This is a genomic window from Amycolatopsis sp. NPDC004079 (assembly GCF_040610415.1).
Classification (GTDB): Bacteria; Actinomycetota; Actinomycetes; order Mycobacteriales; family Pseudonocardiaceae; genus Amycolatopsis; species Amycolatopsis halotolerans.
This window is the reverse complement of sequence record NZ_JBEXMH010000005.1, coordinates 141,273-159,720: the sequence shown is the minus strand read 5'-3', so window position 1 is coordinate 159,720 and position 18,448 is coordinate 141,273. Positions and strand designations below refer to the sequence as shown.

18 protein-coding genes and 1 pseudogene are annotated in these 18,448 nt (G+C 66.7%); 9 read left to right on the top strand and 10 right to left on the bottom strand.

Annotation, left to right across the window (positions count from 1 at the left end):
• Positions 1-270 precede the first annotated feature (270 nt).
• Positions 271-705, top strand: a complete 435-nt coding sequence (locus ABZX37_RS07545; protein ID WP_354736984.1) for a hypothetical protein — start codon at positions 271-273, stop codon at positions 703-705.
• 480 nt (positions 706-1,185) lie between these two features.
• On the opposite strand, the pseudogene ABZX37_RS07540 reads toward ABZX37_RS07545, so the two are convergent.
• The 5 genes and pseudogenes from ABZX37_RS07540 to ABZX37_RS07520 form a co-directional block, all read right to left on the bottom strand.
• Positions 1,186-1,386: pseudogene (locus ABZX37_RS07540) on the bottom strand (tetratricopeptide repeat protein); the annotation flags it as partial.
• A gap of 433 nt (positions 1,387-1,819) precedes the next feature.
• Positions 1,820-2,230, bottom strand: a complete 411-nt coding sequence (locus ABZX37_RS07535) for a hypothetical protein (protein WP_354736982.1) — start codon at positions 2,228-2,230, stop codon at positions 1,820-1,822.
• Positions 2,231-2,285: 55 nt separating this feature from the next.
• Entirely contained in the window at positions 2,286-2,567 is a 282-nt protein-coding gene (locus ABZX37_RS07530) for a hypothetical protein (protein ID WP_354736980.1), read from the bottom strand.
• Between the two features lie 195 nt (positions 2,568-2,762).
• Positions 2,763-4,094 carry a hypothetical protein gene (locus tag ABZX37_RS07525; RefSeq protein ID WP_354736978.1) on the bottom strand — a complete coding sequence of 444 codons (1,332 nt, stop codon included), beginning with the start codon at positions 4,092-4,094 and terminating at the stop codon, positions 2,763-2,765.
• Positions 4,095-5,072: 978 nt separating this feature from the next.
• The gene (locus tag ABZX37_RS07520; RefSeq protein WP_354736976.1) at positions 5,073-7,865 is read right to left on the bottom strand and encodes a BTAD domain-containing putative transcriptional regulator; all 2,793 of its coding nucleotides are present in this window, start codon (positions 7,863-7,865) and stop codon (positions 5,073-5,075) included.
• Between the two features lie 763 nt (positions 7,866-8,628).
• On the opposite strand from ABZX37_RS07520, the gene ABZX37_RS07515 reads away from it, so the two are divergent.
• Entirely contained in the window at positions 8,629-9,147 is a 519-nt protein-coding gene (locus ABZX37_RS07515) for a hypothetical protein (protein WP_354736974.1), read from the top strand.
• Between the two features lie 98 nt (positions 9,148-9,245).
• Positions 9,246-9,752 (top strand): RICIN domain-containing protein, encoded by a 507-nt coding sequence (locus ABZX37_RS07510; protein ID WP_354736972.1) that lies wholly within the window; start codon positions 9,246-9,248, stop codon positions 9,750-9,752.
• A 260-nt stretch (positions 9,753-10,012) separates the two neighbouring features.
• Here the strand turns inward: ABZX37_RS07510 and ABZX37_RS07505 are convergent, their stop codons facing one another.
• From ABZX37_RS07505 to ABZX37_RS07490, 4 genes are all read right to left on the bottom strand, one after another.
• The gene (locus ABZX37_RS07505; protein WP_354736970.1) at positions 10,013-10,726 is read right to left on the bottom strand and encodes a hypothetical protein; all 714 of its coding nucleotides are present in this window, start codon (positions 10,724-10,726) and stop codon (positions 10,013-10,015) included.
• Positions 10,727-10,801: 75 nt separating this feature from the next.
• A complete protein-coding gene (locus ABZX37_RS07500) occupies positions 10,802-11,149 on the bottom strand; it encodes a hypothetical protein (RefSeq protein WP_354736968.1) in 348 nt (115 codons plus the stop codon).
• 102 nt (positions 11,150-11,251) lie between these two features.
• The gene (locus ABZX37_RS07495) at positions 11,252-11,932 is read right to left on the bottom strand and encodes an alpha/beta hydrolase (RefSeq protein WP_354736966.1); all 681 of its coding nucleotides are present in this window, start codon (positions 11,930-11,932) and stop codon (positions 11,252-11,254) included.
• A gap of 74 nt (positions 11,933-12,006) precedes the next feature.
• The gene (locus ABZX37_RS07490; protein ID WP_354736964.1) at positions 12,007-12,378 is read right to left on the bottom strand and encodes a VOC family protein; all 372 of its coding nucleotides are present in this window, start codon (positions 12,376-12,378) and stop codon (positions 12,007-12,009) included.
• Positions 12,379-12,602: 224 nt separating this feature from the next.
• On the opposite strand from ABZX37_RS07490, the gene ABZX37_RS07485 reads away from it, so the two are divergent.
• The 5 genes from ABZX37_RS07485 (at position 12,603) to ABZX37_RS07465 (ending at position 17,284) form a co-directional block, all read left to right on the top strand.
• Positions 12,603-13,376, top strand: coding sequence for a class I SAM-dependent methyltransferase (locus tag ABZX37_RS07485; protein ID WP_354736962.1), 774 nt, complete (start codon positions 12,603-12,605; stop codon positions 13,374-13,376).
• Between the two features lie 217 nt (positions 13,377-13,593).
• Positions 13,594-14,949: a HEAT repeat domain-containing protein gene (locus ABZX37_RS07480; RefSeq protein WP_354736960.1), complete on the top strand. Its 1,356-nt coding sequence runs from the start codon at positions 13,594-13,596 to the stop codon at positions 14,947-14,949.
• Between the two features lie 90 nt (positions 14,950-15,039).
• Positions 15,040-15,459 (top strand): barnase inhibitor, encoded by a 420-nt coding sequence (locus ABZX37_RS07475; protein ID WP_354736958.1) that lies wholly within the window; start codon positions 15,040-15,042, stop codon positions 15,457-15,459.
• Between the two features lie 46 nt (positions 15,460-15,505).
• A complete protein-coding gene (locus ABZX37_RS07470) occupies positions 15,506-16,453 on the top strand; it encodes an RNA-binding protein (RefSeq protein ID WP_354736956.1) in 948 nt (315 codons plus the stop codon).
• Positions 16,454-16,822: 369 nt separating this feature from the next.
• A complete protein-coding gene (locus ABZX37_RS07465; protein ID WP_354736954.1) occupies positions 16,823-17,284 on the top strand; it encodes a hypothetical protein in 462 nt (153 codons plus the stop codon).
• 37 nt (positions 17,285-17,321) lie between these two features.
• On the opposite strand, the gene ABZX37_RS07460 is transcribed toward ABZX37_RS07465, so the two are convergent.
• The gene (locus tag ABZX37_RS07460) at positions 17,322-17,879 is read right to left on the bottom strand and encodes a hypothetical protein (protein WP_354736952.1); all 558 of its coding nucleotides are present in this window, start codon (positions 17,877-17,879) and stop codon (positions 17,322-17,324) included.
• Here ABZX37_RS07460 and ABZX37_RS07455 point away from each other — a divergent pair.
• Positions 17,878-18,297 (top strand): hypothetical protein, encoded by a 420-nt coding sequence (locus ABZX37_RS07455; RefSeq protein ID WP_354736950.1) that lies wholly within the window; start codon positions 17,878-17,880, stop codon positions 18,295-18,297. The two genes, ABZX37_RS07460 and ABZX37_RS07455, sit on opposite strands and share 2 nt — an antisense overlap.
• The last annotated feature ends 151 nt before the right edge of the window (positions 18,298-18,448 follow it).

Below are 18,448 nucleotides of genomic sequence, written 5' to 3'. Positions count from 1 at the left end.
AATCGTCGAACGAGCCCAAGCAACGACGATCTCTGCTGTCGCGCTCAGGATGCTTCAGTGAAACGCCATCCCCACCACCGGCATCGTGACCGCCAACCCCCTGCGACCAGTCCACACCGGGTGTCCGTTCCTTATGCCCTGCCGACTTGGCCGACGGCTCGCGCCGCGGGGCGGCCGACGAGCACCACCGCACGCTTGCCCGGTGTCCCTGTAACCCTGTCGCGTATCGACAGGTGCAGACAATAAATTGCTGAGAACAGGGAGGATTCCGTGCGGTACAAGCACATTGCGGCAACCATGGTCGTCGCTGGTTTGCTCAGCCTTGTCGTCACCGGGAACGCCGAGGCCAGCCGGCGGTGCGGTCCCACCTCGGAGGCCGACGGCGTCGGGAACATGGGAACGTCGTGGACGCTGAAGTCCAAGCACGACGACGACGGGCCCGGCGGAAGCTTCGTCGTCGGCGAGGAGTTCGAGATCCACACCAACGTTCCCAACCAGGTCTGGTCGATCACGTTCGCCGACAACGGGCAGGTCTTCTTCACCGGCGACGACACCTCGACCGCCACCGGGATCAGGGAGCAGCACCCGACCGCCAACCACCCCGGCACCAACCAGCACATGACCGCGCACGCGGTCAACCACACCACCGGCGAGATCATCAACGCCGCCGTGGACGTCGCCCCAGTCCCCGCCTGCGGCGGCTGACCACGGATCACGCCACCACCGTCCCCTCAACGGCAGCCCGCTCCGGGGGCGGTGGTGGCCGAACGTCTCGAGGGAGGTCGCGTTGCCGCGCGACCGGCTCCGACGCCACCGTCAACGCGATCCTGGCCGTGGTCGACGCCGAGAACCCGCCGCTGCGCCTGCTGCTGTCGGGCACCGCGTTCGACCTCGCCCGAAACGTCTACCAGCAACGCCTGACCACCTGGTCGGAATGAGAAGAAACCTCCCGCTCCGCCGACCGCGCCCGCCAACGCAGCGAACTTCGCTATGAAGCCGACATACGCGTCCCGGGCAGGTACGCCTCAACCCTTTTCGCATCGGGCACGCCGATCTTCTCGCAGGAGTCGTGAGCGGCCTCAAGTTGGCTCGCACCCCGCGCCTCGTGTCCTTCGGTGCGCAACACCACTCCCAGGCCCTCGCGAGCCAGTAGGGATCGCCGGTCTTCCATGCGAATTCGAGCGCCCGCCGATGATGGTCGAGCGCGGACGACGTGTCTCCGAGCACCGTCAGGACCTCGCCGAGCCCGGTGAGCGCGGCGCGCTGGCCGACTGGGGTGCCAACCTCGCGGGCGGTCTCGAGCGCCCTGCCCAGATGGTCCAATGCACGGTCGTACTCCCGTTGTCGCTGGTACAAAGCACCAAGCGCCAGCAGGCTGTTGCACATGTTCGGCTGATGAAGGTGCCGTCGGGCTCCGGTGGGCGTCGATCGCCCCGGACGCCAGCGTCTGCCGCTACATCCGGTAGCACGGAAGGCGGTCGGGAGCACCGCAGTCGCGGCCAACTGCTCCGTCGACGACAATGGACTGCCGTTGGCACAGTGCCGCTGGACAATCACGCAGTCCCGTCGGGCGCGATTTCGCCAGCCTTTGGGGAAGCGCTTCATTTCCGGCGATCACGGGCAAAGTTGGCAACCAAACGCGACGCTTCCGGAGGTGTTGACGCGTCGGCGATCTCGCCCGGAGTTTCCCCTGCGGCAGTCCAGATTGGACCATCACAGGGGAAACCTCTGTTATTCGCGCAGCGTTTCGGATCCCGAAGAGCAAGCTACCTGGAACACGTCGCGGGGCCTGACGGCCGCGCGTACGCGAGATGCGTGCTCATGCCACGTCGTTGAACTTCCAACCGGCCAAGCGGTTCGGCTTGCACGAGCCGTGAATCATGTAGTCGCCGATTCCGTAGTAGGGACTGTTGTAGGATTTTCCGTCAGAGCAGTAAATAGTAATTTGAACCACACCCGCGGTGATTTTGCAGTTGACGAACAGGTCCTGAGGACCCTGCCAGTACTTGCAGTCATACCGAGCGTAAGGGCTCGCGACCCGTCTTTCCGCCGTGCTCAGCCCAGGCTGTGCCGCAACAGCCTCGTGCTCAACCGGTGAAAATCCCGGGGCCTGCGGAGCTGTCGATGCGCTGGCGCTCGCGTCGCTCAGCGCCCACATCGAAAGCGACGCCATGGCCGCGACCAGAATCTTCGACACCGTCCTGACAAGCGAGGCAGTTTCCGTCTTCACGCCGTCTCCTTATTATCGAGTTTCTCTATTTTTTGCCGCAGTTCGCTCTTGAAGGTCACTCGCGGACACTCGCGTCGAAGAGCCAGAGCGCCCACAGGCCGTCGTTGGCTCCCGCATCGCTGCTGTCGCAGTCATATGCTGACGACTGGCCGCTCGCGACCATCGAAATGCCATCACTCGTGCACTGCTCCGAGGTAATGTGCGATTCGTAGAGATATCGGCCAAGAGGAGAGGCGGGCGCCGCATTCGGAGTCTCGGCCGATGCCGTTGCGTCCGACGCTGTCGGCAGAAGCACAGCTGTCGCAGCGGTAATGCAGAGCAGCACAGTATTTCGCATGAAATCATCCTTTCTGGGAGCAATTCTCTCGGCTCGTGGAACAGCCGCCGCGTCAGACGCTATCGAGAGTGCGGGCGCTGACAGCCCCGTCTTGTACAACCTTGTACACATCCGGTACGGGAAGTCTGCGACACCAGGGCTGGTCGGGGCCGCCGGTTGGGCAGGTGCGATGCCGGACGGGGATGAGCCGTTGTCTCAGAAACCGGCCAATCTTCCCAGCAATTCGTCGCGTTGCCGGCAGGCGGGTCGGGCGCGGAGCGCTGCGCGCAAGCTGGCTGTCGCATGACACAGGTCGGCAATGCGTTGGTGCGGCGGCAACAGCAGCACCGGCTTCGTCAGGCGTTCGACGGCGTCCAGGTCGTCACGGTGCGCATGAACCTTGGCCAGCAGGAGATGCGCCAACGCAGCACGGTCGAAAGTCCATCCCGCGCGATGCGGGTCCCGGTAGCCTTGGGCAGCGTGGCGGGCGTGCTCTTCAAGCAGCGTCAGGACTGTGCGCTCCGGCGGAAAGGCAGCGAAGACTTCGGCGGCGTAGCTGAAGTAAGCGGATTCGGTATTGTCGTGGTCGTATCCCAACAGAGTGTCGAGTTCGTCGGGGATCAGCTTGTTCCGTCCGCGCTCCGCGTGAGCGACAGCGCGAAACGCTTCTGCTGTCCTGCCTCGCGTTGCGAGCGCACGCGCCGCCCGCAACGCGAGCAGTCCGGGCATCGTTCCCCGTGACGGCCGTGTCACGTCCATTCCTTCCAGCGCGAACCGCAGTGCGGCCGCGTCCCGTCCCTGGAGCAGGCCTGACAGCGACTGGATGTTGCAGATGAGCGCGTGTGCGGAGCCACCGTCGTCAGCCTTGCCGACAAACAGCCGGGCAGCTTGTGCGTAGCGCGCCGACAGGGGCCAGTTCGCCTGGTCATGACCGGCCGAAGCCAGCAGGTACCCGGACAGTCCCGCGTACAGGTACAGCCGTTTGGCCTGTTTTTTGCTCAACCGTGCGGCCGTCAAGTCGAGTGCGGCGTTGTGGAAGTCGACGAGTTGCCGCGTGATCGCCGACGAGGATTGTCGTCCGTACGCCGCCGCGAGGCGGCCGATCCCGGCGCGCAGCGAGTCCAGTGCGTCGCCCGCCGTTCCCGCCGACACCGCTTCGGCGATCCGGAGGGATCGCTCTGCTGTCGCGTCGAGCAGCGGTTCAGAGTTCTCGTGCGCGCTCGGTTCCGAGAGGCTGCGGCCGAGACCCCGGCGCAGATCCTCCACGCGGTCGCGCGCCGTCGCCAACGCGCGGCACAACTCCGCAGGCACCCCCAACGCCGAAACGATCAAGTCGAAACGGTCGGCCGGAGCCAGGACTTTTCCGGACAGGTACGTGCCGATCGTCGTATGCGGCAGGCCGGTCGACGCCGACAGTTCGCGGTAAGTGGCCGGACGTCGCCCGCCGGGCCCTCGATGGATGCGCCGCACCTGCGCGAGCACTTCGGCAAGGTCCGGGACAGTCCGCGCCCGCGTCGCCCCGAGAATGAGTCGTTCGTGCTCGTCCATACGCCGCCCATGGGATAGGTGCTCTGTCCGTCGAGCCAGGAGCCCCGGCTTGCTCGCGCAGTCGGATTCCGGGGAGCTTCGTGACCGGTTCGGGCCTCGTTCGTCCAGGTGACGTCGGCGGGCTTGTGCTCGAAGCGGACGCTGCTCCATGCCTGTGGCGCCAGTTCGGTACTGCGCCCGGTCCCGCCCGCGGCAGCCTCATGAAGCCGATTCGCGCTTAAGGACCCGCGCCGCGGACGTCGCTTCTTTCCGTCAACAGTTAACTCTGATGACGGGGCTCTTTGTAGTGCCGCTGGCTGACTGGGGCGTATAGCCTTTGGGAAAGACCACGGAATGGTGTCCCAACGTGTAATAGTACGCACTTCCGCCCTGGCATATGTCGTTGGCTGCCGACGTGACGTATGTGCCGGGTCCGTACTTGTATTGCCCGATCCCGGCGAGAGCCCAGCCGAAGTTGGGAAGCCACCGGTATAGTTCAGCCTGGGTGGCGACCGACGGAACGGGAACCGGGCAGCTTGTCGTGGATTCGCCGGCGACGAATCCTGGTATGTGTTGCGACCGGTGCGGATAGTTTGCCCGGATGGGGCAATTGATGACGTTCTGCGCACTGAATCCTCTGGCGTTATCGGGTGTGGCGCTCAGAACCACGGTTTCCGCGGCCGTCATTGCCGGGACGTCGGCCGGCGGCGGTGCGACGCTGTCGGCGGCCGAAGCGGATTGCGCCACGCACATGCTCAGAAGAACTGCGGCGGCTGAAGCGAATATCGCAGTGCGAGATCCCGATCTCGACATGCCCCCTCCTTCGACTGCGTATGAGACGTGCCCAGCCTGCTCGGCCGACCGTTGGTAAACCTTTGACGGGCCTTGTCACAGACTGACCGGAAGCGCGGTGGTCTGCCCGGCGATCCTCCTTGTTCACCTCGCTCAAGCAACTGGGTTCGAGAGCGTCTGGACTTCCGGGTGGACCCGCACGACGGCTCAATCCTGGGCGAGGCGGTCGAGCAGGAGGCTGACCCGCTCCGCGTCCCCGGGGCGGCGCTGCGTCCGGTAGTGCTCCAACGCCGCCTCCCACCGGGAACGAGCCTGCTCGCGCTGGCCCTGGGCGTAGTGCGCGGCGCCCAGGTTAACCAGCGTGTCCGCCTCCTCGGAGGCGTTGCCGAGGCCGTTGAACGCCGTGAGCGCCTGTTCGTAGTAGTGCGTGGCCTGCGCGTAGTCGGCGGCCCGCACGCAGATGTAGCCGAGGCTGTCCAGGACGACGGCCTCTCCTTCCGGGTCGTCGTGGCGCCGGGCCAGTGTGAGGGCGGCCGCACAGTGCGCGCGCCCCTCGTCGTGATCGCCGAGCCGGGCCTGATGCCAGCCGATCTGGCCGAGGGTCCAGCCTTCCCACACGGGCAGGTCAAGGGCCCGGAACAACGGCAGGGCGTGCCGGGCGCAGCGCAGCGCCTGCCGGTCGTTCGCCTGCTGCTCCCACGCACCGGCCATCAGATGGTAGGCGTGCGCCTGGCCAAGGCGGTCATCGGCGGCCTCGGCTAGCGACAGTGCTCGGCGCAGGTGCTTCTGCGCGTCATCGGCATGACCGGCCCGCGCGTAGGCGTAGCCGAGAAGACGATGCGTCAAGGTGTGCGCGGCGCGGTCTCCCGCGCGGTGCGCGGCGTCCAGTGCCGCGGACCAGACCGTGAGGTTGTCCGACAGCAGACCACTTCTTCGGTGATAGGTGCCTAGCGTCCAGGCCAGTTGCCAGACCTCGGCGCGCCAGCCCCGGTCCACGGCCAGCCGTTGGGCGGCAAGCAGATTGGAATGTTCCGCCGCGAACCACGCCAGCGCGGCGGACTCGTCGTCCGGGCACAGCGGTTGACAACCGGCAGCCACAGCGCCGAGCCGGATCGGCGGATAGTGCGGATCCAGCCGTCGATTGGCCGCGAACGCGGTGTGCAGGTAGAAGTCGACCAGTCGGCGCACCGGCTCCGCAGCGCGGCCGTCCGGATCGGTTTGCCTCATGTGCTGGGCGGCGAACAGCCGCACCAGGTCGTGCATGCAGAAGCGGTGCGGAGCGTGCTGCTGCACAAGGTGCGCGTCTTCCAATTCGCGCAAAACGATCCGCGCCCTCGCGGTGGGCAGGCCGGTCAGTGCCGCTGCCGCTGGCAGGCTGAGGTCCGGTCCCGGAGCCGACCCGACCAGTCCGGCCGCCGAGGTCGCGTCCCGCGAAAGGCCGCGGCAGGACCAGGAGAGCACGGCGCGGAGGTTCAGCGTGAGGTCGCCCCCGTCCAGCAGATCCAAGCGGCTGGCGGGGTCGCGAAGTTCGGCGGCCAGTGCGGCGAGAGGAAAGTCCCGGTGCTGCGCGGCACGCGCGGCGACGATGCCGATCGCCAACGGCAGCCCGGCGCACAGCTCGAGGATCTCGGTCGCCGCGCGGGGCTCGGCAGCCAGTTTCTCCGCGCTCAGGTGGCGGACCAGCAGTTCCCGGGCCTCGGCGGCGTTCAACGGATCAAGATCCAGCACCAGCCCGCCGTGCGTCGCCGCCAGCGTCGAGAGCTGGCCGCGGCTCGTGACCAGCACGGTGCACCGGGAATCACCCGGCAGCAGCGACCGGACCTGATCGCTGTCGGCGGCGTTGTCCAGCATGACCAGCATCCGTTTGCCCGCGACCATGCTTCGGAACAGCCCGGCCTGCGCATCGAAATCCGCCGGAACGGTGAGCGAATCGCCGCCGAGCGCGTCCAGGAAACCGCGGATCGCCGCGGCCGGGGCCACGGGTTTTCCGGTCGGGTCGAATCCGCGCAGGTTCACGTACAGCTGCCCGTCGGGAAACCGATCGAGATGCCGGTAGGCCCACCGCAGCGCGAGCCAGGTCTTGCCGATTCCGCCGGTGCCGGTGATCGCCAGGACAGACCCGTGTCCACGCCGGGAAGCGTTGTCGTGCATCGCGGTGAGCCGGGCCAACTCGTCGGCGCGGCCGGCGAACGGCCAGGGCATCAACGGCAGTTGACGGGGTCGGGGCACCGGGGAGATACGCACCGGATGCGGCGGCGCGGCCAGCGCCGGATCCGCCGTGAGGATCCGGCGGTGCAGGGCGCGCAGCTCGGGACCGGGATCGGCGCCCAGCTCCTCGCCCAACCGGTGTCGCAGGCGCTGGTAGCAGTCCAAGGCGTCGGCGGTGCGGCCGCAGCGGTAGTGGGCGAGCATGGACTGCCCGGCCAGCCGTTCGTCCAGGGGCTGCTCGTCGACCTGGTCGCGAATGCCGGTGAGCACAGCGGCGTGGCGGCCTTGGCGCAGGCGGATGTCGGTCAGGTCGAGCCGGGCCTCCTGGCGCTTGCGGGCGAGCGTCGTACGGATCGTGTTGAACCACGGCGTGTCGGCCCCTGCGAACGGCTCGCCGCGCCACAAGCCGAGCGCCTGTTCGAGCAGCGCGCCGTCCCCGCCGTCGGCGATGGCACCGGCCCTCTCGATGAGCCCGCAAAACCTGTGCAGGTCTACGTTTTCCTCGTCCACTTCGAGCACATAGCCCGCGGACCGCCGGGCGATGCCTCCCTGCCGCGCGGGCTCCAGAACCCGGCGAAGCAGCGACACGTACGTTCCCACCGCGCTGGCGGGATGGGCCGGAAGCTGCCCGCCGCCCCACACCCGGTCCACAACATGAGCGACCGGCACCGGACGGTTAGCCTCGACAAGCATCACCGCCAGCACGCACCGCTGGCGGTGATGTCCGATCTCGACGAAGGAACCGTCGACGAACATCTCGATCGCGCCGAGCAGGCGGAAGTCCGCGCCCATCGCTCCCCCTGGCGACGAGAAACCTTTCCTGTAGCGCCATTATCGCCGCGGCTCCCCAAGACCTTCAACCGTCGCTGGGAACGTGCGGCCCGCCATTAGCCAAAAATTCGACTAAAACCATCCATTTGCCCCAAATCTGCACGAGCACTTCGCCATTCCCCTCAATACCGTCCGGGCCGCCGACCGAAATGCCCCATGCGGATCATCGCACCAACATCGGCCAGCAGCCAGGGAACGATCCCAAAGCCGTGCGCGGGAGAACCGCGACCGGCCAGACATCTCTCAAACCGGCCGCGCGAGCGTACGGCTCCATCGCCTGGGCGAACAGGCGTTCCCCCTCCGCGGCGACGGCGACTCCGGAACCGGCGAGCCGCCAGGCCCAGTTCCCAAACCCGGCTCGCGACAGACCCAGTACATACTTCGCTCACCTGGCCGAGGCCTGGCAGCGTCCAGCCCGGTTCGAGCGGTGCCGCATCCGGATCGCACGGCTTTTCCCGCGGAAGTTCGCCGGAGCCGAAGGCGGCGCGGCACGGAAGACGAAGAAAATACGCATGATCGCGACCGATCTTGCGCCATTCCAATGAAGCGACACACAAAAACGAAGATCACAGAACATCTCGGAGAACCGCTGGGAGCGTCACCGCATAGGACGCGAAAACCGGCTGACCAGCTCACCGATGAATTGCCAAGCGATTCCTAAACCCCTGGTCAGTACGATGCGCTGCGGAATCGGCTCAACCCGTTGCGAGGGAGACGTAGATCCATGATTCGACCTCGAAGACCGCGTGCCGCCATTGCCTTGGCGGCGCTCCTGACCATGCTCTGCACCGTCGCACTCGTTCCCGGGGCGGCGAGCGCGGCAGCTCGGTTCCGCGGCGGCGAAGGCTCCGACCGCCACGGCGTCCTCCCGGACGCGGCCCCGGGGGTCCTCCGCCTCGCCTCCGCGCCGGACGGAACGCAGGCGAGCCCGGCAGATGCCGTCGACTGCTTCACCCACCTGGACCCGCTCATCCAAGCGACGTCCAGCATCCAGGCAACGGGTTCCGTGTGGTGCACCAGCCCGGTGCCGTCCCTTACCCTGCAAGTCACGCTGTTCTGGAACCACTTCCCGGGAGCCCACGACCGCCGGACCAGCACCCAGAACGTCGGCGTCCATGCCTTCGGCCCCTGCTTGAACGGCGAATGGTACGCCGAACTCGAACTCTGGATCGTCTGGCCGAAGGGCGTCAAAGGCCCGCCGTACCACCAGGAGTTCACCCGGACGGACACAGTTTCCTGCTGATGTGCCCGTGCAGGCGGCCGAGCGAACTACGCCGGAAAGCACCTCTGACAAAGGAATGCCAACCCAGTCCACGACCATACGGTGTGAGGTAGCAAGACATGCGCTCATCTGTTTATTCACGTCGCCGTCGCTCCATCACGGCGGCCGTCGTCGCCCTGCTCACGTTAGCCGGGGTCATCACCAGCACGCAGTCCGCCCAAGCGGCTGCGCCGCAGATTCTGACGTTCTGGAACAAGTGTGTCGACGTCCGCGGCGGCAAAACCGACGATGGCACCCGAATCGACGAGTGGACCTGCAACGGAACAGTCTCGCAAGAATTCACCATCGTACCCTTGGGCAACGGCTACTCGCTCATCAAAACGTACTGGGGCAAGTGCGTCGACGTCCGCGGCGGCAAAACCGATGACGGCACCCGAATCGACGAGTGGACCTGCAACGGAACAGTCTCCCAGGAATTCACCATCGTGCCCCTGGGCAACGGCTACTCCCTTATCAAGACATTCTGGAACAAGTGCGTCGACGTCCGCGGCGGCAAGTCGGACGACAACACTGATATCGACGAGTGGACCTGCAACGGAACGGTCTCGCAGGAATTCGCGCTCTGAGTAATAGGGCATTCACCCGAGCGTCAGTCCGCTCCCCCGACCCCCGCGCGACGCAGGGGCCGAGGGAGCGCAACCGATCCAGAACACACGCTGCCTGCGAAAGGAGGGCGTACTGCGAGCGGAACCCCTCAATCGCCCGCTGCTGCCACGGCACTGGACAGCGTCACGCCCGCATAGCACCACAGGGAGCCTCAGCGCATCGCCCTGAAGGCACCGCCTGCCTCGGTCACCCGGGCCGCCGAGGAACTCAACTTATTCGGCTACGGCAAGGAACGCGCCGTCCACCAGCACGAAGCCGTCGCCGAACAGCTCGAGACCGCCCTCGCCAGCCTCGGAGTGATCGAACGGGTCAAAGGCGTGCTCCCCCGCGCTGGTTCCCTTCCGATGGACGGTGCCTTCGACCGCATGCCGCAGAGACCTTGCCAACTGCCCGCCGGATCCCCGCGCGCAACCGCCGACAAACCGGACTGCTTCAAGTCAGAACCCGCGGTGACAGCTAACTTCTGGAAGCGACAACTATCGCCTGCAGCCACACCAGTGGTGGAAGTCAGCGCCATGGCGAGATGGCTAGTCGTTGCCGGCGGTTGATCGCGATCTGGCGCAGGCAGTCGTCGCCAGCGCTGACGAGGTTGTGTGTGGCCGCCGCGAAGGTCGCGCAAGAGTCGACGTCTGGCAACGCCGCGGTGCGGTGTCCGGGTCGCGTCATTCGGCCGCGTGCTGCGGCTACTTCTTGTTCTCTTCTTTCTGCTGTCGAGCTTTTCTGTTCCAGTAAAAGAGAGTGAAATCCCCAGAGAAATCAGGACGACCAGCAGCACTACGCCGAACACGGGCGGATAGATGTCCGCCTTGAGGAAGAAGAAGGTGACGGAGATCATGACGATGATCAGGAAGTAGCTGACGCCTTCTTTCCAGCTGACAAGGTCACGTGAGCCCAGCCAGTCGAACAGGCGGGGCAGCTTAGTCCGGCCGGTCATCGTCTCCGCACCTTTCTCGCGGTCAACATACGAAAAGTGAAGCAAGGCCGACGCCCGGTCCCACGCCAAACAAGACTACCCGGCGGGCGGAACCAGAAAAGCGGCGGCTACGAATCCGGTGGCGGTGCCGAGTGCGCCCGCGCTGCATATCCTCGACTTCGACCAGAACTTCTCTTCGTCCTGGTGGTCGTGGTTGCTGGTGAGGATTTGCTGCACGTATTCGCATCCCAGGTTGAGAGGTGTGTTGCATTCCGGGTTGGTGATTATGCCAGGCCTGCAGAGCAAGGTGGTGTACCAGGCCGCGACGGGTCCCTCGCCTTGGAGGCAGCCGGCCGGGGCCGGGCCCGCGCCGCCGTAGCCGTCGGCCGCGCCGCAACCGCCGGCGGGCGGGCTTTGCGGGTGGGCGATGGCGTCCCGGAGCACCTGGCTGGCCTCGTGGGCCGCTTGTGCGGCGTCCTTTCCGGCAGCGATCGCGCTGGCGTAAGCCGCACCGAGGGTCGCGGCACCTGCGCGAAGGCTCCCCGGTCAGAGGTCGATGATGAGCTTCAGGACGAACTCTGCAGCCTTGTGCATGAAGTTGTGCGTGGTGTCCCAGGCATGCACAGTGATCTGTTCGTCGGCGCGTGCTTTCGCCGTCATCGCCGCGAGCGGGGATTCGCCAGGCCAGCCTGTTGCTTCGACATAGTGTTTGACGGGTACGCGACGCCACGCCCCCGTGAGTTTTGAGGCTTGCATCAGGGTGGCCAGCGGGTGCGGGCGCGCACGCTTGTCGAAAAACGGCAAGGGGTCAACGAAAACTCCGGTACGGGCCGACCCGTCGACGTACCAGGCGTGCTCCTCGTCGTTGGTCATCGACCAGCTGGAATCCCCGTTTTCGGGGAGCAGAGCGTCCAGGTAGACCAGCGCTCGGATCCGGTCGCATTCGGCGTCCGCGACACCGCTGATGATGCTTCCGCCGTAGCTGTGGCCGACGAGGACCGCGTCGCGCTTGCCGTCCGCTTCCAAAGGAACTGCCCGCAGCGCCTGGATGGCCTGGTGCACGTGGTCGTCCAGGGTGATCACCTGTTGCGGCGGGTTCGCGTCCGGATCCAGGCCTAAAGGAGTGAGCGCGATGACGGTGTGCCCGGCCTCCTTGAGAGCGGGGACTACGGGGTCGTACCACCAGCCGCCGTGGCAGGCGCCCGGTACGAGCAGATAAGTGGTCACGGGTGGATTTCCTTCCGGCGGGTGAGTGCACAGCCAGGGCTGGCAGGGCAAAGCCGAGATATGACGCCCGTCAATCAGCCGTTGGGGCGTGACTCGAGAGCCTGGAGCGACCAGCTGTTGCCGTCAGGATCGCGGAAGTAGACGAAGCTGCCCCACGGCTGCACGTCCACCTCGCTCGCGTCGACACCGGCGTCGAGCAACTGCTTGCGGGCCGCCTCGGCGTCGGCGACCACGATCTGGATCTCCTGCGTGCCGGGTGTCTTCTCGGTGATGCCTTCGCCGATCACGATGGAGCAGGCCGAGCCGGGCGGTGTCAGCTGGACGAACCGCAGGCCTTCATGCACTTTGTGGTCGTGGTCGGCGTTGAAGCCGACCTTCTCGTAAAACGCCTTGGCCCGGTCGACGTCGGTCACCGGGACGGGGATGAGTTCGATCTTCCAGTCCATCGTCCTACCGTAGGACGTGGGTACGACATTCCGCGCTTCGCTCCGTACGGTCTTCCGAGAAGCGCGAGCGGCGGCAGGGCCAGCGCGGTCACTGCCCGTTGGCCGGATGAACGTGAAAGCCGCGCTAGGCACACCGCACCGTCCGCGGCATGAGCGGCCGGGTTGTCCCTGCGAAAACCATTGGTGAACCGACTTGCTCCGCTGATGTACTGATGTGCCACCGCGTGACGGAGGTAGTAGTTGTGACGGGCTATGACGCGCTTGCCGAGGTGTACGAGTGGCTCATCTCCGATGCGAAGCTGGCTCCGGCCGAGTTCGCTGCGTCGTTCGATGATGTCCTCAGTCTCCTGCCGTCGAACGCCCACGTCCTCGATTGTTCGTGCGGGACCGGACAGTTGGCGGTTGGCCTCGCCCATCGCGGCATCCAGGTTGTCGCAACTGACGCCAGCGACGCGATGGTCCGTCGGACTGCGGAGTTGGCTGAGGAGCTCGGGGCAACCGTCCGGGCCGTGCGGGCGGACTGGGAAGAGTTGCCCGACCATTTCGAGGACGCCACCTTCGACATGGTGTTCTGCGTCGGCAACTCGCTGCACCACGCCGTCGGCGCGAGAGGCAGGGTTGCTGCTCTGGAGTCGATGTCACGGCTTCTGCGCCGGGGCGGGCACTTGGTGCTCACCTCCCGCACGTGGGAACTCGTGAGAGCCAAAGGTTCCCGGCTGGACATCAGCGACCGACTCGTCCGCCGGAACGGTCGCGACGCCGTCGTGGTCTATCGCTGGGAGATCGCGCCGCGTTGGGAGGAGGAGCACCGCATCGAGATCGCGGTCGCGCAAGTTGATGCGGCTGGGTCGGTTCTTGTCCGCTCGGAACTGCTGTCGTGCTGGCCCTACCGATACGACGAACTCGAAGTCGAGCTGCACCGGGTCGGACTTCGGAGGGAAATGAGCACGTTCAACCCGGAGGCCGAGAACTACCTGGTGGTGGCGAGCAAGCTATAGACAACGGGCTCGCAGTCCCTGGCCAGACCGCGCGGTTGCTCGCAGGAGGCCTGCGCTCTCCCATCGGTATGAGTGCGTAGCCAGCACAACGCACGCTATGCGGCATTACCGGATGTTCAGCCTTCGGCGGGGCTTGCGGAGGCTGCTTCGCGCTAGCACTCCTTTTTGTGTGAGCAGGCCATCCGATCTGGCCTGCTGTCCTGGCTATCGTGTCGGTGTGGGCATCCCTGAGTTGATCGAACAGCTTGCTGCACCGGAGATGGAGGCTCGGCAAGCGGCTGGAGCCGCGCTGGTGGCGGCGGGCGCGGCCGCCGTCGGACCGGTGCTCGCCGTCTTGTGTAACGAGGCTTCACCGGTGTACTGGGGTGACCCGGCGAGCGTCCTTCGCCGGATCGGCGATCCGGCGTTCGATCCGGTGCTCGACGTCATTCTCTCGACGGGGACGGAGGAGGTGCGCCGGCGCGCACGCTGGACATTCGGCGGAATCGAGGTCTCTGACCTGACGAGGTACGCGGAGGTCTTGGCGCATCCGGATTCGTCGATCCGGGACACGGCCGCGTTTGTGCTTCAGAACGCGGGCAGCGCGGCGTTGCCGCTGGCGCCCGCGTTGGTGCCGCTGCTGACAGACGCCGACGAAGACGTCTGCCAGCGGGCCGTGTGGGCGTTCGCGGGGATCGGTCCCGGCGTGATTCCGTTGCTGCGCCGGGTGCGGCGGTCGACCGCGCCGCAGCGGCGGCAGGCGTTGACGGCGTTGGCCGAGGTGGGCGGCTGGGATGCGCTCGACACGGCCGATCAGCGGCTCGTCGAGCGGCTGATCGCGGTCAAGCTTCGTGACGAGAAGCCGGCGTCGATGCATCTCTGTGGCGGCTGGTACGCGCTGCCGACGAAGGACCAGGGGGCGGTGCTGGAGGCGTTCGGACTTTCCGACGCGATGCCGGTGACGATGCGCCTCGGCGAATCTGCGTGGAACTCCGATCATCACGGCGGAACCCTCGGGCACGAACACGGCAGGTGCTCCAGGACGTATGTAAGTCCGGTTCTCGACGGCTGGACGCTGGTGTTCGGCGATCCGCCCGGATCGGCGCATTCGGCTTCAGCGGAGACCGAGTCCGGGCGACGGCAGTACATCCGGCGCCGCTGCGCCGAGCTGAGCGGTGTTTTCGGCGCCGCTCACTGGTACGGGGAGAGCTGCGGTGACGGGTGGACCGCCTGGTGTATTGCCGAACACGGCCGGATCATCCGCTGCTACGACGTTTTCGAGCCGGAGGACCAGGTCGGTAACGGGCACGCTGCCGAAGACGGCTACCAGTTGCCTCATGAGGACGGGGGTTTCCCGGAGGGGTGGGTCGACGGGATCGACGTCTCCGACACAGCGGTGTTAGAGGAGCGCTACGAGCAGGTCAAACGAGACTTCGCGATTCCCGATGTTTGTCATGCCGCGGATATCGCCGGACGGCTCTCCGTCGATCCTTCGGAGCTGGACGAGCGGACTTCGGTTCTGGGTCACGGTGTCCTCGCGCTGACCGCTTGCGGCCGACGGTACGGGACGCCGCGTGGGGCCTTGCACATCTGACGCACGCGAGGTCTTGCCGGACCGAAGGTCCTGCGACATCGGCTCAATGCTGGCATGAGCGGACGTCAGTGTTTCTGCGATGCTGGGATCATGACCGACCGCTGCGATGGCCTTCCTGTGCTCATTGTCGACGGAGCCTGCTTTTCCGACTTCGACGGCTTCGCCCGCGAGTTCTCGCGGCTGCTGAGTCAGCACACCTGGCGCGGGAGTCTCGACGCCTTCAACGACCTGCTCCGAGGTGGCTTCGGGACACCAGAGAACGGATGGGTTCTGCGATGGCTCCGCTCCGAGTCGTCTCGATCCGCACTGGGCTACGCCGAGACAGAGCGACAACTGGAACGTCTCGTTCTCACCTGCCACCCCTCGAACCGTCCGGACGTCCAAGCCAGGATCGACAGCGCGCGGCGCCGGGAAGGGCCGACGCTATTCGACGAGATCGTCGCTATCATCCGCGATCACGGCCCCGGCGGCAGCGAGGCGGAAGACGGCATCTTGCTGGAGTTGCTGTAATGATTGAACGGATCACTTGCGCTTCCGAAGGGCACCTCAGCCGATCATGAGCACATCGCACGTCTGCCGGATCACCAAGTACGATCCGGCCGATCGTGACGACCGGGGCGCGTACCGCGGGTCCGAGGACGTGGTGAGCGACCACGGTCCGGTGGAGGCCGCCTACCTCGCCGCCGTGACGGCGTTCGCCGAGGACACCGGCGTGACCTCGCTGACTATCCGCGACCCCGCGGTCAGCGGATTTGTTCACTTCGGGGTGGAATCGCCCCTCGACGGCCACGGGCTGCATGGGCTGTTCCCGCCAGACCTCACCGGCTACCACGACGGCGCGCGGGTCACCCTGGACCTCGGGCGCGAACTGGTGCGCGCCATGCTGAGGGACAACGGCGCGTGGTGCCGGCTCGAATCCGAGGACCGGTTCTTCGTCCATGTCGGCTACGACCAGTACCTGTACATCGGAAGCGCGCAACCGTGCGAACGTGCGGTCGCGTTGACCACCGCGAGCGGTCTGTTCGTCGAACCGCTGGACGGATCGCCCTACGACCCGGATGGCGACGGGCCCTACGAGTCGCGTCCGGCGGACGCGACGTTCTGGGCCGAGGCAGCGGCGCTCGCGGCACGGCACGACAGTGTGCTGCTGGAGGAGCAGTTCGTCGGTAGCTACTCTCGTTGGCATCGACTCACAGCCGACACCACGGTGCCCGACCTCGGTCCGCGCGCCCTCCTGTACGTGTGGCCGGACCTGTCGACTGATATTCCAGCAGTGCTGCGCACGATGTCACCGGACTTCACCGGCCAGGCCGTCGTGGAGCACGCGGACGGCCGAATCCACAGCTTCCACACCGACGGCGACGACCGGGCGGGCCTGGCCGAGGCATTGGCAGGCGTCCGCGCGGCGATCCTTCTGCCGAACACCACCGACGACCACAACCCACTGCTCGTGGCCGTGCGACCAGACGATGACGGGATCGTCCGCGCTCGCTGGCGGATCTGAACCCGTCATCGAGAACGTGTTCTTACCATGACGCCGAGCCGCCACGACCTTGGCAACTGACGGATCCCCGCGCCGCACCGTCCACTGCGCTGCAGTCTCGGACTTCCTCGTCCGGATCGGTCGGTACACCCGAGGGGATCGTCGTGAGGTCGCCGCAGTTCGGCGTGCCACCACGGACTTGCTCCGGCTTTACTGTCATCGGACGGGAACCGATCTCGCCGACACCGCGGGCGGGCCGGGACGCCCGCGTCCGTCGGGCGTTGCGCTGTTGGCTGCGGCAAGCACGCGTTCCGCGGGGAGCCACGCCCGCGGCGCAGCCGTATCGTGGCGGGCGGGCCTGACAGTCTTCGAGAGTGCCGGAAGGGTGCTGTGGCGAGCCTGGTGTCGTCGTTGGACGACTTCGCGGATGTGGAGTGGGGCAAGTTCGGCCTCATCGACGACGAGCGGGTGCGACCGGGCGAACCAGGCTGGCTGGCGCTCGGCTCCCCGGACACCTTGCTCACGGGCAAGAACGGGGCCATCCTCCGCAGCGGCGGCACCGCCCATCGCGCGGGCGTGCGGCTGGAGTTCTGGGACGGTGTCCCGGCAGCCGCCGCCGACGGCTGGGACACCGCGTGGGAGGACCGGATCCCGATGACCTCCGGGGTGGTCCGGCTGGCTTTCGTCGCGTCCGGGGTCTCGGAGCGGACACTGCCTCTGGACGGTCCCGGGGTCTACGGGATCCGGGTGCTGTGCCGGGGCAGGCAGGACGCCCGGCGAACAGGCGACCTGCCCTACACCGGCGAGGTGGTCGAGCACTGGGTGCTGCAGTTCTGGCTGCAACGGCGATGAGCGGGGCGCGGGCCCTGAGAAGCCCGCACCCCGACGATCACGGTGTCGCGTCGACGTAGAAGTCGTCGCTGTCCAGGATGCGGTCGTAGGAGTACCACGCACCCAGCCACGTGCCGGCAGCCTCGTTGTCGGGGCCGGAGATGCGCTGCACCGAGAATCGCCCGTCGCCACGCGCCGCACCCTGTTGCGTGGTGTTGAACGGATACTCGTCGCACTGGTACTTGGCCGGGTTGCGCGGAATCGTGTTCTGCGGGAACTGCTGCGCGTACCGGTAGTGCGCCGCCGATTCGCCGCGCTGCGCTGCGTCTGCCTCTCGGTGCTCTCGCCGAACAAGCGCGCCATCACCGCATACGAACGCGCCGGATTCCGGATCATCGGCGAGAAACGCAACTCCGGATACCGGCTCGGCGAGCCCGCGAACGAGACGCTGATGGACGCGGTGCCCGAGGACCTCACGCAGGTCGATTCCCGTGACGTCCGCGGATTCGAGTCCTGCTCTCCGGCGTACCCGAGGCTTGCGGGGCGGCAGCGGGCCGCGTGGAACCGCCTCCCCGGTCCCGCATCGCGGCACGCAGGCCTGACACAATCCGATCATGGCCAGCCTCCCCGCCGATGTCGAACAGCGCTACCGCCGGCTGGCAGCCCGCAGAGGCTGGTCCGCCGAGACCGAGACCGCGTTCCGGGCCGCCGTCACCTGGTACCGGACGCTGGACGAGACACCCGGCCCGCGGTCCTGCTTCGAGTACGTCGACGACGGACTCGCGGACCCGGGCGCCCGCTGCCTCTGGGAAACCGTCACCGCCGACCACGAAACGGTCGCCGTCAAGCAGATCGACATCAGCTCCACCGGGACCGCCCACCGCTACTGGTGGCAGAACCTCGACGACGACTCCGGCACGCTCACCGACCAGCCCCTCGGACTCGACCAGCCCGGCCTCACCAGAATCCCCGACTCCGCCTTCTACGCGCTCTGGCACACCATCCGCGACCCGGCGGCATCCCCCGAGGAATGAAGCGGCGCAAGAATCCCCTGCGCCAGTCAGCAGCATCGATCCCGGACCCGGCCGCCGAGGCAATCCTCGAGCCCGGCGTCACCCACGCCGGCCGCCATCTCACGACTCGCTGAACCGGGAACGCGATCGACCCGCGAATTCCGCCCGAGCA

Coding starts and splice junctions, on each gene's coding strand:
- ABZX37_RS07470 (WP_354736956.1), top strand. CDS start 15,506: ATGAGCACATCGCACGTCTGCCGGATCACCAAGTACGATCCGGCCGAT.
- ABZX37_RS07510 (WP_354736972.1), top strand. CDS start 9,246: ATGCGCTCATCTGTTTATTCACGTCGCCGTCGCTCCATCACGGCGGCC.
- ABZX37_RS07490 (WP_354736964.1), bottom strand. CDS start 12,378: ATGGACTGGAAGATCGAACTCATCCCCGTCCCGGTGACCGACGTCGAC.
- ABZX37_RS07460 (WP_354736952.1), bottom strand. CDS start 17,879: ATGATCGGATTGTGTCAGGCCTGCGTGCCGCGATGCGGGACCGGGGAG.
- ABZX37_RS07515 (WP_354736974.1), top strand. CDS start 8,629: ATGATTCGACCTCGAAGACCGCGTGCCGCCATTGCCTTGGCGGCGCTC.
- ABZX37_RS07525 (WP_354736978.1), bottom strand. CDS start 4,094: ATGGACGAGCACGAACGACTCATTCTCGGGGCGACGCGGGCGCGGACT.
- ABZX37_RS07455 (WP_354736950.1), top strand. CDS start 17,878: ATGGCCAGCCTCCCCGCCGATGTCGAACAGCGCTACCGCCGGCTGGCA.
- ABZX37_RS07505 (WP_354736970.1), bottom strand. CDS start 10,726: ATGACCGGCCGGACTAAGCTGCCCCGCCTGTTCGACTGGCTGGGCTCA.
- ABZX37_RS07530 (WP_354736980.1), bottom strand. CDS start 2,567: ATGCGAAATACTGTGCTGCTCTGCATTACCGCTGCGACAGCTGTGCTT.
- ABZX37_RS07520 (WP_354736976.1), bottom strand. CDS start 7,865: ATGGGCGCGGACTTCCGCCTGCTCGGCGCGATCGAGATGTTCGTCGAC.
- ABZX37_RS07475 (WP_354736958.1), top strand. CDS start 15,040: ATGACCGACCGCTGCGATGGCCTTCCTGTGCTCATTGTCGACGGAGCC.